This is a genomic window from Actinotignum sp. usb-actsch-213 (assembly GCF_059085665.1).
In genome coordinates this window covers 1-15,730 of the sequence record NZ_JBHNSQ010000081.1, presented here as the reverse complement: position 1 = coordinate 15,730, position 15,730 = coordinate 1, and the positions used below count along the sequence as shown (strand labels likewise).

The 15,730-nt window shown below is 61.1% G+C and carries 13 protein-coding genes; 9 read left to right on the top strand and 4 right to left on the bottom strand.

The features are described 5' to 3' along the window. The 4 genes from AC5RK6_RS08710 to AC5RK6_RS08695 all read left to right on the top strand — a co-directional run. Positions 1-469: hypothetical protein (locus tag AC5RK6_RS08710; protein ID WP_493926441.1), on the top strand; the 469-nt coding region annotated here is incomplete at its 5' end. Positions 470-510: 41 nt separating this feature from the next. Continuing rightward, a complete protein-coding gene (locus tag AC5RK6_RS08705; RefSeq protein ID WP_126135454.1) occupies positions 511-852 on the top strand; it encodes a DUF2516 family protein in 342 nt (113 codons plus the stop codon). Positions 853-914: 62 nt separating this feature from the next. Continuing rightward, positions 915-1,382: a D-aminoacyl-tRNA deacylase gene (gene dtd, locus AC5RK6_RS08700; protein ID WP_320753076.1), complete on the top strand. Its 468-nt coding sequence runs from the start codon at positions 915-917 to the stop codon at positions 1,380-1,382. 210 nt (positions 1,383-1,592) lie between these two features. Then, positions 1,593-4,196 carry an ATP-dependent Clp protease ATP-binding subunit gene (locus AC5RK6_RS08695; protein ID WP_274735230.1) on the top strand — a complete coding sequence of 868 codons (2,604 nt, stop codon included), beginning with the start codon at positions 1,593-1,595 and terminating at the stop codon, positions 4,194-4,196. 112 nt (positions 4,197-4,308) lie between these two features. Here the strand turns inward: AC5RK6_RS08695 and AC5RK6_RS08690 are convergent, their stop codons facing one another. The 4 genes from AC5RK6_RS08690 to xylB form a co-directional block, all read right to left on the bottom strand. Beyond that, positions 4,309-5,232 carry a hypothetical protein gene (locus AC5RK6_RS08690; RefSeq protein WP_320757224.1) on the bottom strand — a complete coding sequence of 308 codons (924 nt, stop codon included), beginning with the start codon at positions 5,230-5,232 and terminating at the stop codon, positions 4,309-4,311. Continuing rightward, a complete protein-coding gene (locus AC5RK6_RS08685; protein WP_320753088.1) occupies positions 5,232-5,783 on the bottom strand; it encodes a DUF6318 family protein in 552 nt (183 codons plus the stop codon). The genes AC5RK6_RS08690 and AC5RK6_RS08685 overlap by 1 nt, the downstream gene beginning before the upstream one ends. Positions 5,784-5,998: 215 nt before the next feature. Next, entirely contained in the window at positions 5,999-7,054 is a 1,056-nt protein-coding gene (locus AC5RK6_RS08680) for an aldose 1-epimerase (protein WP_320753074.1), read from the bottom strand. 56 nt (positions 7,055-7,110) lie between these two features. Beyond that, the gene (xylB, locus tag AC5RK6_RS08675) at positions 7,111-8,556 is read right to left on the bottom strand and encodes a xylulokinase (protein ID WP_320753073.1); all 1,446 of its coding nucleotides are present in this window, start codon (positions 8,554-8,556) and stop codon (positions 7,111-7,113) included. A gap of 341 nt (positions 8,557-8,897) precedes the next feature. Between xylB and AC5RK6_RS08670 the strand changes: the two genes are divergently transcribed. The 5 genes from AC5RK6_RS08670 (at position 8,898) to mmsB (ending at position 15,721) form a co-directional block, all read left to right on the top strand. After that, positions 8,898-10,055, top strand: coding sequence for an ROK family transcriptional regulator (locus AC5RK6_RS08670; protein WP_320753072.1), 1,158 nt, complete (start codon positions 8,898-8,900; stop codon positions 10,053-10,055). A gap of 214 nt (positions 10,056-10,269) precedes the next feature. Then, on the top strand, positions 10,270-11,433 hold the full coding sequence (xylA, locus tag AC5RK6_RS08665; RefSeq protein ID WP_435706515.1) for a xylose isomerase: 1,164 nt from the start codon (positions 10,270-10,272) through the stop codon (positions 11,431-11,433). Positions 11,434-11,711: 278 nt separating this feature from the next. Further along, positions 11,712-12,830, top strand: a complete 1,119-nt coding sequence (gene chvE / locus AC5RK6_RS08660) for a multiple monosaccharide ABC transporter substrate-binding protein (RefSeq protein ID WP_274733674.1) — start codon at positions 11,712-11,714, stop codon at positions 12,828-12,830. Between the two features lie 9 nt (positions 12,831-12,839). Beyond that, the gene (mmsA, locus tag AC5RK6_RS08655) at positions 12,840-14,393 is read left to right on the top strand and encodes a multiple monosaccharide ABC transporter ATP-binding protein (protein WP_274733672.1); all 1,554 of its coding nucleotides are present in this window, start codon (positions 12,840-12,842) and stop codon (positions 14,391-14,393) included. Further along, entirely contained in the window at positions 14,390-15,721 is a 1,332-nt protein-coding gene (gene mmsB, locus AC5RK6_RS08650) for a multiple monosaccharide ABC transporter permease (protein WP_274733671.1), read from the top strand. The genes mmsA and mmsB overlap by 4 nt, the downstream gene beginning before the upstream one ends. Positions 15,722-15,730: the final 9 nt, after the last annotated feature.

The window sequence follows — 15,730 nt, the reverse complement described above, 5'->3', positions numbered from 1 at the left end:
GGGCCTGACTGAGATATACGGACCTGGGGTAGCGGGCACCTGCGCATCCCGGGAAGTAGGCACTCGCGAATCCGGAGAAAGGAGCACCCGCCAGTTCGGCGGTGCCGGGCGGAGCCTGGCCTGCTTATATTTGGAAGGCCCGGACGCGGCCGACTTGCCTGAGGCCGGCACACCGGTACTTGCGGAGCGATCCGATGCCGTGAGTGCGAGCGGGGCGAGCGGGAATGCGGCGGGCGAAGCGGAAACGAATCAGCCTGATGGGGCGGTTGTGGGCCTGGTGCTATCGGCGGTGCGGCATTGGGAAGAAGGGCCGCTTGCCCTCGCGCTCATCAGGGAACCAGCGGCGCTGGGCGCGGTGCTGGTAGGAGAATTCCGCTGCGGCGTCGAACCTATTCCTCTGCCTACTCGCGCTCCCGTTGTGGTGACCATTCGTGACACCGGCGAAAAAAGTGTCGGAGGCCGTGACTAGAATGAGGGCGAGCACCACGCTCACCACGAGGACGGAGAACTATGAACCTAACAACCTTGCGGCTCGTCACAGATATCTGCAACGGGATATTTTTTGTGATCCAGCTGGCGATTCTCGCGTTTATGGTGTGGGCGCTAGTGGCTTGCCTGCGCCGCCCGGATGCGGATTTTCGCTATGCCCGCAAGGATAAGAAATTCTGGAGCGGGGTGCTGCTGGGTTGCGCTCTCGTCACGGGAATCGTGCTTTTCACACCCATTCGCCTACCTTTCCAGCCGTTCCTCATGCTCGGGGCGGCTTACGGTGCGCTCTACTATCTGGGTCCCGAAGAACAGCGGATGGGGCCGCGCCGCAGTTCGCGCGGGCGCGGGAAAGGGTCCTGGTAAAGCGGGGTAAGCGCAGGGCCTGAGCTGCGTCGTCGTACTACACGCACCACGAAGGAGGAAGAATGCGAGCAGTTATTCAGCGCGTCACGCGCGCATCCGTCACGGTGGACGGCAGCGTGATTTCGCAGATCGGCACGGGACTGTGCGTGCTCCTGGGCGTTACTCACGGGGATGGCGCCCCGGAAGTGGAGAAAATCGCACGGAAAATCGCGCAGCTGAAAGTACTGCGCGCCGCGGATGGCACTGATGAGCCAAATAATCGGCGCAGCGCGGAAGAAGCGCAGGCTCCCGTGCTGCTCGTTTCGCAATTCACTCTGTACGCGGATGTGCGCAAGGGCCGCAAGCCCTCATGGTCCAAAGCTGCCCCCGGGGAAATTGCCGATCCGCTCTATGAGGCGGTGGTGCGCGAATTGCGGGAGACCTACGGGCTGGAGGTAGCCACCGGGCAATTCGGGGCCATGATGGATGTGGAGCTCGTTAATGACGGCCCCTTTACGCTCCTGGTTGAGGTGGAACCGGCCAGCGCCTAACTCGCCGCAGCCCCCCACAATCCTAGGTCTAAAGGCCTAGGGATAGTGAAATAAGCTCAGAAATCTCATCAAGAACAGCGATTTCCGCGCTAATTCGGCTTTTTCCCTCAGCAAAATGTGAGCCACACACTCATGCCACTGGCGAACAGGGGACGGCTCCCGGGCCGCGGGCCGTTACTCTTTTAGAAGATTGCAAGTGCAAGGAGAGTTATGTTCGAAAGGTTCACTGACCGCGCCCGGCGAGTCATCGTGCTCGCGCAGGAAGAGGCACGGAACCTCAAGCACAACTACCTGGGGACCGAACATATCTTGCTCGGCCTCATTCGCGAGGGCGAAGGGGTGGCCGCAAAGGCCTTGGAAGCCCTGGGGGTGACGCTTGAGTCCGTCCGGACGCAGGTCATCGATATTATCGGCGAAGGCCAGGAACCACCCTCGGGTCATATTCCCTTCACGCCGCGCGCCAAGAAGGTCATTGAGTTCGCGATGCGTGAGGGGCTGCAGATGGGCCACTCCTATATCGGAACCGAACATCTCCTCCTCGGTCTCACCCGCGAAGCGGATGGTGTTGCCGCACAGGTCCTCATTAAGCTCGGTGCGGATATGCCCACCGTGCGCAACCAGGTCAGCCAGCTCATCTCCGGTTTCCAAGGTAAGGAAGCCGTTGGGGTGGGCGGGGGCCCGCGTGAAGGCACCAAGGCCGGCTCCACGATTCTGGATCAGTACGGGCGTAACCTCACGGCCGCCGCGCGCGATCACAAGCTTGATCCCGTGATCGGCCGGCATACCGAAACCGAGCGGGTTATGCAGGTCCTCTCCCGGCGCACCAAGAATAACCCGGTGCTGATCGGGGAACCCGGCGTGGGTAAAACCGCGGTGGTCGAAGGCCTGGCCCAGTCCATCGCCGCGGGTAACGTGCCGGAAACCCTCAAGGATAAGCAGCTGTATTCCCTGGATATGGGTTCCCTCGTGGCTGGTTCGCGCTACCGCGGCGACTTCGAGGAACGCATGAAGAAGATCCTCAAGGAAGTCAATACCCGCGGGGATATTATTCTGTTCATTGATGAAATCCACACCCTGGTGGGTGCGGGTGCCGCGGAAGGCGCCCTGGATGCCGCCTCGCTGCTCAAGCCGATGCTGGCCCGCGGGGAACTCCAGGTCATCGGGGCAACCACCCTCGATGAATACCGTAAGTACATTGAAAAGGATGCCGCGCTTGAGCGCCGCTTCCAGCCCATCCAGGTGGAACAACCCACCGTGGAACAAACCATTGATATTTTGCGTGGTTTGCGGGACCGGTACGAGTCCTACCACCGCGTGACTATTACCGACGACGCCCTGGAGGCGGCCGCCACCCTGGCGGATCGGTATATTAACGATCGCTTCCTTCCCGATAAGGCCATTGACCTCATCGACGAAGCGGGGGCGCGCCTGGCCATCCGTAAGATGACCGCGCCGCCGGAGCTGCGCGAGCTGGACGATAAGATCGCTTCCACGCGCCGCGCTAAGGAAGCGGCTATTGACGCCCAGGACTTTGAGAAGGCCGCTGGCCTGCGTGATGAAGAGCAGAAGCTCGGTGAAGAACGCGATGCCCGTGAGCAGGCTTGGAAGGACGGGGATATGGATGTCGTCTCGGTGGTGGATGAAGATCTCATCACCGAGGTGCTCTCCATGTCTACCGGTATCCCGGTCTTCAAGCTCACCGAAGCGGAGTCCGCGAAGTTGCTGCGTATGGAAGACGAGCTGCATAAGCGGGTTATCGGCCAGCATGAAGCCGTGACTGCGCTTTCCCAGGCAATTCGCCGTACCCGCGCGGGACTCAAGGACCCGAACCGCCCCGGTGGCTCTTTCATTTTCGCCGGGCCTACCGGTGTGGGTAAAACCGAGCTCGCCAAGGCGCTCGCGGAATTCCTTTTCGGGGATGAATCCGCGCTGATCACTTTGGACATGTCCGAATATTCGGAGAAGCACACCGTTTCGCGGCTCTTTGGTGCTCCTCCGGGATATGTGGGTTATGAAGAAGGCGGCCAGCTCACCGAGAAAGTGCGGCGCAAGCCTTTCTCCGTGGTGCTCTTTGACGAAATTGAGAAGGCCCACGCGGATCTCTTCAATTCTCTTCTCCAAATCTTGGAAGAAGGGCGCCTCACGGACTCGCAAGGTCGGGTGGTGGACTTTAAGAACACCATCATCATCATGACTACCAATTTGGGTACGAAGGATATCGCGAAGGGTGTGCAAACTGGTTTCCAGTTCGATGCCGATACCACGTCTTCCTACGAGCGCATGAAGACGAAGGTTGCGGAAGAACTCAAGAACAACTTCCGGCCCGAATTCCTCAACCGCGTGGATGACATTATCGTCTTCCCGCAGCTGGGCCGCCCGGAAATCCTCCAGATTGTGGATCTGATGATCGGCAAGCTGGATAAGCGCCTGCGGGATCAGAACCTGTCGATCGCCCTGACAAAGGATGCGAAGGAACTCTTGGCGGATCGTGGTTACGATCCGGTGCTCGGGGCACGCCCGCTGCGCCGCGCCATCCAGCGTGACGTGGAAGATGTGCTCTCCGAGAAGCTGCTCTATGGCGAATTCGCCAAGGGGGACATCATCGTGGTGGATGTGGACAAGGAAAATATTCCGATGTCCTTCACCTTCACCGGCCAGTCGCCCGACCAGCCGCTACCGGATGGTGTGATCGAAGCCGAAGAACCGGCGCAAATGGAAGGCCTGGCTTCCGGGGTGAATACTCGCCCCAGCGGCGGGTCGGTAGCCGGTGCCGGCGCGCCGACTTCCGGAGGTGGCCTGGCCGCAGCGAACTAGGATTGCTGCGTCCCAAGCAGGGCCGCGAGCTAAAGCCTCACACTAGGGGCGGCCACGCTCAGGCACCGGCTAAGGCCGCGAGCAAGGACTAGCTGATACCGAGAGCTCGAAGCTAACCAATCAGGTGCGCTTCGAGCTCTCGCGTTATCACCGGGGCTGTTTCGGAGCGGGTAGTGAGCAACTCCGATACCGTGCGGCGCTGCCCGGCAACGGTGTAGTGCACCTCCCACTCCATGACGAGCGTGGCTTTCACCTCCTTATTGGCCTGGCGGTAGATGACTTCCGTAAAGGGCTGGCGGGCCGGGATGAGCTGTGCTGAGTGAGCGGGGAGCGAGCCGCTGGGCGCGACGTTTCCGGAGTTTCTTGCGGCCGTGCTTTCCGCGCCGGGCACCTCCCAAGTTGCCCGCACGGGAATCAGATCAATAACAACCTCCGCGCCGAGCACTACAACCGGATGCCGTTGAGCCGGAGCGGAATAATGCAGGCGAACGGGGTAGTTGATCGCCACCCAGCCGCGCGCCGGTTCCATCCACGCCTCGGTGCTCGCTACCGCAATCCGGATACTTTCCGTATGGATAAGCCTCTCCAGCTGCGCGGCGGTGGGAGGCGCTCCCGCTTGAGTGCCGGCCGGCGGAGTGCCATTACCCAGTATCCAACTGAGAATTCCTGCCGCGCCGCGTACATGGCCCGGTAGAGAAGCATCACGCACCGCGGCTACTAGTGCACTGCGCGACCACGGCAGGCCATAAGGCCCGCTGGAGAGTCCGGCGCTCCCGCTGGCAAGGGCACCTGAGCTTGATGACACTCCGGCTGGCTCGCCGGGAGAACGCCTGGTGTAACTAACCTGACCTTCCACGGTCACTCCGCCGGCATCGGTGCGGGCGGAGTAAATACGCTCCTCGGTATCCGCATATTCGCGGGCGAGGGCCGGAGCGCTCACCGTGCACGAACCAAGACATATTACTATGACCACGCCTACGATGAAGGCGCGCAGGAACCAGCGCGGCCTGAACCTGGGGTTGGTGTATGGCCTCATCACACGCCTCCATCCAAAATGTCGTCGTTCATCCCCACCGCATCGACGATCCAGTTACCGCCCGAGCGGAAAATCCGCATGGTCACAAAGAATTCTTCGGCACGATCTGTTTTTTCGGCGCCCTTGCGGTTCATCACTGGATTGGGTGGATGGGAAACGGAGAACTGCACGGTATAAGCGGCTATGGAATCATTCCAGCGCCCCCGCGCATCGCTAAAACTAAAAACGGTGGCTTGCCGGGGCCGGAAATCAGTTTCTTCACGTTTAGCGATCTGGTGTTGGCACCAATCGCATTGTTCCCCGGCCAGCGGGGAGAGGGGCGCGATATCGCCGGTGATAGTTGCGTAATCGAGGAGGGTGAAAAGATATTGCCCGGCCGCGATGGCTCCCGCTACGGAATCTTCGGACATCTGGGCGGGTGGTGCGGGCACTGGAATCTGGACCGGCCAGGTGAGGGGAGAGGATGGGGGAACCGAGGGCGCGACAGAGCCAGAACTGATGGTAGACGAAGGTGAGTTCGCAGCGGGTGGGGCGGAGCTAGCGGCTGGCATTCCGGAAAAGTCACCGGGGGAGAGCCCAGGGGGAGGCGCGCCTGCCCCCGCCCCACAGCTGCTGAGAAGGAAACAGAGGCTGGCAAGAATTCCGGCACGGCGCCCGGTTATGAGTACGTTCATGGCGCCACGTTAACAGCCGCCTTGCACCCGCCCAGAGCCTATCCACAGGAGGACTCGTAGCGGCGTGTCATCCACAGCTTGTGCCGGCTCAGCTACGCGGTACCCGCCGCCGTCACCACAACCCGCGCTTCGAGCTCACGGCACGCTCCCGGCTCGAGTAGCATCGCACTGCCTTCGGCCCGATTGAAAGCATTGGGGAGTGCCTGGCACGGCTCTATGGCCACCGCGCGACCGGCATCGCGCGCCAGCCCGGAGCCAGCAAAAATATGGAAGTTCTTGGAAGACCAACTCCCCAGGCGTGCCCACAGGGCTACTTCGCGATCCCCGGTGTGTAGGCGCGCCACATTCCAGCTAGTCCCGGCGCCACCGTTTCCGTCCGCACTACCGTCCGCCCCTCCGCCAGCCCCGGCCGCACCCGCATCCGGCCCGGCGTCATCGGCAAGCTGCGCGTAGGCCCAATCCGTGGCAGGGTCGATGGGGGAGTCCGCGAGCGGCTCACACGGCGCGAAAGCGCCGGCGCCGTCGTACGGAATAAGCGTGGTATCGGTGGCGATACGCGCGCGGCAGTCTAGGCTCAGGCGTGCCTCCGCCAGCGGACCGGCGAGCCGGAAATACGGATGCCAGCCGAGAGCGACCGGGGCCGCTACCTCGCTGAGATTCTCGGCGCGCAGACGTACGTGCAAGGAACCGTCAGCACCAATGCTGTAAACAATGTTTACGGCAAGCTCGAAAGGGTAAACACTGTTCGCAGCCACGCGGGTAGCGAACTCAAGGGCACCGTTATCCGCGCGGATTACCTCGAATTCCCGGGTGGTGACCAGACCGTGCAGGCCCGGTTCCGTATCGGGAAGCGGCGCCGGCACATTGTGAACGCCGTTTACTGGAACCTCGACGTGGAGGCGAGCGCGCACGGCGGCGTCGTCACCACGATAGAGCGCGGCGGCGTAGCGCCCCGCGCGGATGCGATTGGACCACGGCACCAGCACGGCACTGCGGAAACCGTTGAGCTCACGCAGCTCAGCGGGGTCACGGTAGCCGTCGATGATCTCGGTATCGCCGAGGCGATAGCTGAGCAGGGTAGCGCCGCGAGTGGCCGCGCGCAGCGTAACGGTGCGGCCCGCGCACACGCGTTCAGTGGTGACGATCATGGTTCTTCTTTCTCGTAGTCCCGGATACGACGACGCCGCAGCTGCGGGTGCCTTCCTTAGCTTCCCACGTTCTCCAGGGTACGCGCCAAAGTCTGGTAGGCGGGCCAGGCCGGGTTTCCGGGGCGGGGAGTAAAACGGGCGGTGATGCGTGGAGCCCAGGCCGCTGCGGGGCAGTCGAGGCCCGCCACTCGAGCCGCTTGGTAGGCCGCGCCCTTAGCCACATATTCACCCGGCTCGGGTAGTGCGAGAGGAATCTCAAGTACGTCCGCGAGAATCTGCACGAGCACTCGCGATTGGGCACCCCCACCAATGAGCATGGCGTTATCGATAGTAATGCCCCCGGCCCGCAGTGCCTCGAGGGCACCGCGCATGAGGCAGGCCAGGCCTTCGTAGGCGGCGCGGGCCAGATTCGCACGGGTGAAATTCGCGGCTGTCAAACCGCCCAGGTGGGCGCGGGCGGAGGGAAGATTCGGGGTGCGCTCGCCCAGGAAATAGGGGATCAGGGTAATGCCACCCGCGCCTGGCGCGGCGGTTTCGGCCAGCTCACCGAGCTCCTCAAAAGAAACATCGAGAATGCTACGGAAATAGTCCTGAATGAGGGAGCCGTTGAGGGTGCAGGCGAGTGGCAGCCACTGCCCGTTTGCATCGGAAAAACCGGTGACACCCGAGCTGGCATCCTGAACCGGATGATCGGAGACCGTAGCGATCACCCCGGAGGTTCCGATGGAGAGTGACGCTTGCCCTCCGCGCAGGCCCAAACCGAGCGCGGCACCCGCATTATCCCCGGCGCCCGGGCCAATAGGAATCGCGCGGGCAGCACTCCCGCTGCTCAGCCATGGCGCACCAAGAGTACCCACCCTCTCGAAAGGCCCGGCGATGCGCGGCAGGATAATCGCGCGCGCGGCGGATTCCGGAATTCGCAAAGCCGCGGCGAGGATATCGTAGCGGTACTTGTCGGTGGTGCAATCCACGTACCCGGTACCGGAGGCATCCGAGCGGTCAGTGGCAAGATCGCGCAGATCGGTGGAGCCGGAAAGCTTCCAGGTTAGCCAATCGTGAGGCAGGCAGATTGCCCGAATTCGCGCGGCATTCTCCGGCTCGGCATCGGCGAGGTAACGCAGCTTTGTGACGGTGAGGGAGGCAACCGGGACGGAGCCTGTTGCCCGCGCCCAAAACTCCCGCCCAAATTCTTCCGTGAGTGCTTCGGCTGCGGGTGCGGATTTGGTGTCGTTCCACAATAGCGCGGGGCGAATAATTTCCCCGCGCTCGTCCAGGGCTACCAGGCCGTGCTGCTGGCCACCCACGGCGATGCCGGAAATATCGTTGAGCCCGCCGGCCTCGGCGATCGCGCTGCGCAGCGCGTCAAGCCAGGAATGCGGATCAACTTCGGTTCCGTTCGGGTGGGGGGCCTTGCCCTGCCGTACAATCTGCGCGGTTTCGGTATCGATAATGAGGACTTTGGTGGATTGGGTGGAGCTATCGACTCCGGCGACGAGTGGCATATTCTCTCCTAGTAGTGAGCGGCGTGACAGCGGTGTCGCGCCCCGGGCTGGCACGGAGGAAAGGGGTGAGATAGCGCCGGATAATTCGCCCGGCGTGCACCACTCCGTGTATTTGTTCTTAAGTAAAACTAATGCGGGGGTGGGGGAGTGTCAAGGGTTTCTGTTATGCTCCGGCCCGCATTCGGTGGTGTGGCTCTGCCCCGCGCCTGCACGGGCCCCGCAATCATCGGCGCGGCTCCACTATGATAAATGAGATGCACGAGGGGCGAGTGTGTAAAGGTTGAGCAGGCAGAGAGGTTGGGGGCGTGACCAAAACTGGGAAAACACCGCAGAGTTTGAGGGTGGAAAACACCAAAACGGTGCTGGCGTCCGTTTTGGATAGTCCGGAACCGCCCTCGCGCGCCCAGCTCGCCACCCGTACCGGTCTCACCCGGGCTACCGTGTCCCGCCTTGTCGATTACCTCTTGGAGGTCAATCTCATTGAGGAGCTGCCCCCGGTGCGCCCGCACGTGGGTCGGCCCGCTAATCCCCTGATCGCGAAGGGGCGGACCATGGTGATGATCGGCATGGAAGTGAACCTCGCCTACCTTTCTGTCGTGGTCATGGACCTGGCCGGCAATATCCTTTTTACCGCGGTGGATCAGCGCGATTCCCGCCAGGCCTCCCCGCAGCTCATCTGTGAGATGCTTGGTGAGATGCTGGGGCGCTGGTCCCGACCGCGCAGCACCACCGTTCTGGGGGCGGGGTTGTGTGTTCCCGGCTTGGTGGATCGCAGCCGCGGCGTCGTGGTGACCGCCCCGAATCTCGGCTGGGCTGATGTTGATATAGCGGGTCAGCTGAGTACTACAATCGGGGCTCTCGGCCGGGTGATCGTTGTCAACGAAGCGGATGCTGCCGCGTACGGGGTGCTCTACCAGCGTCCCGGGGCTCTCTCGGCCACCCGCGATTTTATTTATGTTTCCGGCGAGGTGGGTATCGGCGCCGCCGTCGTTGCCGGGGGATCGGTATTTGAAGGAACGCACGGCTGGGCCGGGGAATTTGGCCACATGTGCGTGGAACGCTCCGGGCCGCGCTGCGGTTGCGGATCTAATGGGTGCTTGGAGCAGTACGTGGGTCAAGATGCGCTTTTGCGGAACGCCGGATTGCCGCGAGAAGCGGGCGTGGGTGAACTCATAGAAAGGTTCGACGCCGGGGATGCTGGTGTGAGAGATGCTGTTGATCTGGCCGCTGTATCCCTCGGATCGGCTCTCGCGAATGCGCTCAACCTCCTTGATCTCGATACGGTGGTCTTCGGGGGCAACTTCGCCCTTCTCTACCCGCGCCTGGAGATGATTCTGCGCTCCGAACTTAAATACCGGGTGCTGGCATCGCGCTGGAAGGATATCGAATTGCTTGTTGATGAACGCGGGAATACCGCCGCGGCCATTGGGATCTGTCTCCAGCATTTTGAGATTTTCCTCAGTGATCCCAACTCCTGGTTGGAACAGGTTCTCTCCTAAAGAGTCCGCGTTTGCCCGGGCCGCGCTCGCCTCACTATCCCGTCCGCGGTAGTGTGCACCCACTTTGTTTGTGCATAAAACTAATCGGGAGCCAAGGTGTGCTACGAAATTTTCCGGGTGAGATTTACCTTATAGCTATTGACACCGTATGCTCCCTGAATTAGTTTTGGAAGTGAACAAAGTAGTTGTTCATCAGCATAAAGGAGTGCATACGATGAGAAAGCCTACAAAAGAAGATAAGTTCTCCTTCGGTCTGTGGACCGTGGGGTGGACCGGAACCGATCCCTTCGGCGGGGATTCCCGCCCGGCCCTAGATCCGTGGGTCTACACGGAAAAGCTTGCCGAGCTGGGTGCCTGGGGCATTACTTTCCACGACAATGACGTTTTCGCTTTTGACGCCAGCGATGCTGAGCGTGCCGAGCGGGTGGGCAAAGTCAAGGAAGCAGCCGATGCCAACGGCTTGACCATCGAAATGGTCACCACAAACACCTTCTCCCATCCCATCTTCAAGGACGGTGGCTTCACCAATAACGACCGCTCGATCCGGCGCTTCGGCCTCCAGAAAATTCTGCGCAATGTGGATCTAGCCGCAGAAGTTGGCGCCACCACCTTCGTGATGTGGGGCGGGCGCGAAGGAACCGAATACGATTCCTCCAAGGATCTCAATGCCGCTTTCGAACGCTATAAGGAAGGCTTGGATACGGTAGCCGGCTACATCAAGGAGAAGGGCTACGATCTCAAGATCGGTCTGGAACCTAAGCCGAACGAACCGCGCGGTGATATCTTCCTGCCCACCATCGGTCACGCTCTGGGCATTATTGCCGAACTAGATAATGGAGATATCGTGGGCCTCAACCCGGAAACCGGGCACGAGCAGATGGCCGGTCTTAATTACACCCACGGGCTAGCCCAGGCCCTCAACGCCGGCAAGCTCTTCCATATCGACCTCAACGGCCAGGCTGGTCCGCGCTACGACCAGGACAAGTGCTTCGGCCACGGTGATCTCGCCTCTGCTTTCTTCACGGTGGATTTGCTGGTCAACGGCTTTTCCAACGGCGGTCCGCGCTACGAAGGCCCCATCCACTTCGATTACAAGCCCTCGCGCACCGAAGGCATGGAAGGTGTGTGGGAATCCGCGGCCGCGAATATGGAAATGTACCTCATGCTCGCGGAGAAGGCGAAGGCCTTCCGCGCCGACCCGCGCACCCAGGAAATCATGGAAGCTGCCTCGATTCCCGAACTGGCCGAACCGACCGTGGCGGAAGGTGAGAGCCTGGACGATGTGCGGGCGGAGAAGTTCGACGTCGCCGCGCTGGCCGTGCGCGAATACCACTACGTTGAGCTCTACCAGCAGGCCATGCGCCACCTTATTGGCTAAGAACCGCGGGGAGTAGGCCTGCGCTATCCCGGCCTACCTCCTGGCTATCACTGTGCCCCGGTTGGTGGGGGTGAGATGCAGCCGCACCTCGCCCCCACCGCACGCCGGGCTCACCGCGCAGATTGACCACGCTACCCCGGCGTGCCATGCCCTGCCGGGCTCGCACGCCGCCCGCGCCTGAATCCACCGCGGACATATATACAGGCGCGCCGCATTGACGATAGCGCGAGCTGCGCCGTCGTTCCCCACTACTTCTCACACAGAGCAAGGAGGCTCCGGTGAAGATTTCCCTGAAGAAAATAGCTGCGATGATCACGGGGATGTTCCTCGTGCTTGCCACCGCAGCCGGGTGCTCCGCCACGCGAAGCGATGAGTACTACGGTCGCAGTGGTGGTGGCACCATCGGCATTTCCATGCCCTCCAAGTCCCTGGAACGCTGGTCGCGTGACGGTGACTACCTCCAGAAGCAATTGCAGGATATGGGATACAAAACCTCGATGCAGTACGCCGATAACAAGGTGGAACAGCAGATCTCCCAGATCCAAAATATGATTAACGAAGGCCCCGCGGTCATTATTGTGGCTTCGATTGACGGTTCGGCCCTCGCTCCGGTGCTTGCCCAGGCAAAGCAGGCCGGTATTAAGGTCATCGCGTATGACCGCCTCATCCGTGATACCGATGCGGTTTCCTACTACGTGACTTTCGATAATTACCGCGTGGGGCAGATGCAGGGCGAATATATCGTCAAGGAACTCGGGTTGGACCAGGGCAAAGGCCCCTTCAATTTCGAGCCCTTCTCCGGTTCCCCGGACGATAATAACGCGCGTTACTTCTTCGAAGGCGCCTGGGACCAGCTCAAGCCCTACCTTGATAAGGGACAGCTCAAGGTACCCTCGGGTAAAGCACCCGCGAATGTAGCCGATTGGCAGTCCATCGGTATCCAGGCGTGGATGGCACCCACCGCACAGGCCGAAATGGAAACGCGCCTTAACTCCTTCTACCGTGGCGGCACGCGGGTGGATGCGGTGCTCGCCCCCAATGATGCACTGGCGCTGGGTATCACCCAGGCCCTCGACGCGGATGGTTATACGCAGGACACCTGGCCGGTCCTTACCGGGCAGGACGCGGACCAGGCCAATGTCACCAATATCGTCAAGGGCCGCCAGTCCATGACGGTGTGGAAGGATACCCGCAAGCTCGCCGACCAGGCAGCCCTCATGGTGGATCAGATCGTCAAGGGTGAAGAGGTGACAGTTAATGACACCGAAACCTATGAGAACGGCATGATGGTTGTTCCCACCTACCTGCTCGAACCGGTGGTAATTAACGCGGAGAACGCCCGTGAGAAACTGGTGGATTCCGGATACTACTCGGCTGCCGAGATCGGCCTCGAGTAGGAGGACGCCATGTATTCAGACGAGAATATTTTGGAGATGCGCGGGATCGTCAAGGATTTTTCCGGCGTGCGCGCTCTCGACGACGTGACACTCAACGTGAAACGCGGGGAAATCCACGCGATTTGCGGGGAGAACGGCGCGGGGAAATCCACCCTCATGAAGGTACTCTCCGGTGTGTGGCCGCACGGCACCTACGAGGGGGAAATTATTTACGATCACGAGCCGGTCAAGTTCTCCACCATTAAGGATTCGGAGCGTTCCGGAATCGTGATTATCCACCAGGAGCTGGCGCTATCGCCCTTCCTCTCGGTGGCGGAAAATATTTTCCTCGGTTCCGAAATTACCCGTTTCGGGGCCATTGACTGGAATAAGACGAATGATCGCGCCGCGATCCTGCTGGCCAAAGTGGGCCTCGACGTCGACCCCACTACCGAAGTGGTGGACCTGGGCGTAGGTAAACAGCAGCTGGTCGAAATCGCTAAAGCGCTGTCGAAGAACGTCAAGCTGCTCATCCTTGACGAGCCCACCGCGGCTCTCAATGATGACGATTCCGAACACCTGCTCAACCTCATGCGCCAGCTCCAAGCGCAGGGCGTTTCCCAGATCATCATTTCCCATAAGCTCAACGAGATCGCGGACATTGCCGATAACGTCACGATTATTCGCGACGGGCACGCGGTGGGCACCTGGCCCATGAAGGGCGAGGGCGCTATTAGCGAAGCGGATATTATTCGTCATATGGTGGGCCGCGAGCTGACCAACCGCTATCCGGAGCACACCCCGAACGTGGGGGAGATGCTTCTGGAAGTGGAGGACTGGACCGCCTACCACCCTCTCGACACCGGGCGGAAAGTGGTGGACGGCGCCGCGATTAACGTGCGGGCCGGGGAGATTGTGGGCATTGCCGGGCTCATGGGAGCCGGGCGCACCGAACTAGCTATGAGCCTCTTCGGGCATTCCTACGGAACCAAGATCTCCGGTACGGTGCGCATGCACGGCCAGAAGGTCGACACCTCCACCGTGGGCAAGGCGATCAAGGCGGGCATCGCCTACGTTCCCGAAGACCGCAAGAGCTTAGGGCTCAACCTCATCCAGGATGTGCAGCTCAATGTCACCTCCGCTGCGCTGCGCAAACTCGTGCGGGGCGGCGTGATCGATGAGCATGAAGAGAGCCGGGTGGTGGATGGCTACCGAAAATCGATGCGGATTAAAACCTCCTCGAACCGGGCGCTGGTCTCCTCACTTTCGGGTGGAAACCAGCAAAAGGTGGTGCTCTCCAAGTGGATGTACACCGATCCGGAGCTCCTCATTTTGGACGAACCGACGCGCGGTATCGACGTCGGTGCGAAATACGAAATCTACCAAATCATTAACGAACTAGCGGACCAGGGCAAGGGTGTTCTGGTGATTTCCTCCGAGCTTCCCGAATTGCTGGGAATCTGCGACCGCATTTACACACTCAACGCCGGAAAAGTCACGGGCTGCTTCGCGCGCGAAGACGCGAGCCAGGAAAAGCTCATGAGCTACATGGCCGGTGATCGTATGGAAGGACAGGCAGCATGAGCGAGAAACCTGAGGTAACCACGGGCGCGGCCGGTGCAAGTGGCACGCGGGCCGCCGGCACCGAAACTGCCGCCAGCACCGAAAGCACCGCGGCACGCGCTGTTCCCGCGGTACGCGCCCCCAAGAAATCCGAGGACCCGGCCACCGCGCATCGCGGCAGCATGAAACTGGGTGGCATTAACCTGCGCCAGTACGGAATTTTGCTGGCCCTCGTCATTATTATTCTGCTTTTCCAGGTCCTCACGAAGGGCCTGCTCCTCGCCCCGAATAACGTAGCTTCTCTGATCCAGCAGAACGCCTACGTGCTTATTTTGACTATCGGCATGACGATCGTCATTATTGCCCGGCATATCGACCTCTCGGTCGGCTCGGTGGTGGCTTTCGTGGGCGGCGTTGTGGCACTCATGATGGATTCCATGGGTTGGTCCTGGCCGGTCGCGGTGGTGGCCGGACTCATCATCGGCGCGCTTATCGGCTGCTGGCAGGGCTTCTGGGTCGCATACGTGGGTATTCCCGCCTTCATCGTGACGCTGGGCGGCATGCTTATTTTCCGCGGCCTGGCCATTGTGCTAGTGGAACGTACTATTTCCGGCCTGCCCGGTGGCTTCGTTTCCATTGCTAACGGATCGCTCCCCAATTGGCTCGGTTTCTTCACCCCGTCCTTCCTCCGCGATTGCGACGTGCTCACCCTCCTCATCGGCCTGCTGGCCGTGGCGGGCATGCTGGTCAGCGCGCTGCGCAAGCGCCGGGCCCGGGCCCGCGGCGGAGCGCTACTCGAATCCGCGGCGAGCTTCTGGATCCGCAACGTCATCCTCGCGGTCGGCATTATGGCGGTGGCTTACGTGCTCTCGCTATCGGCCGGCGGCACCCCGATTGTGCTCGTCATTATCGGTGTACTCGTCATGATCTACGCCTTCGTCATGAACCGCACCGTTTTCGGCCGGCACGTCTACGCCGTGGGCGGCAACTTGGAAGCCGCGAAGCTCTCCGGTGTCAACACTAAGCGGGTGGACTTCCTCGTCTTCGTCAATATGGGCGTGCTTTCCGCGCTCGCGGGCATTGTGACGACGTCGCGCGCGGGTGCGGCCGTGGCAACGGCCGGAAACGGCTACGAACTGGATGCTATCGCCGCGGCCTTCATCGGTGGGGTAGCGGTAACCGGTGGGCGCGGGCGGCTCTCCGGAGCTATTATCGGTGCCTTTATTATGGGCGTGCTCAATATGGGCCTGTCGATCCTCAACGTCGATTCCGCCTGGCAGCAGTCCATTAAGGGCCTCGTGGTTATTCTTGCCGTCGCTTTCGATATGGTTGCTAATCGCAAGAAATAATCTCCGGAA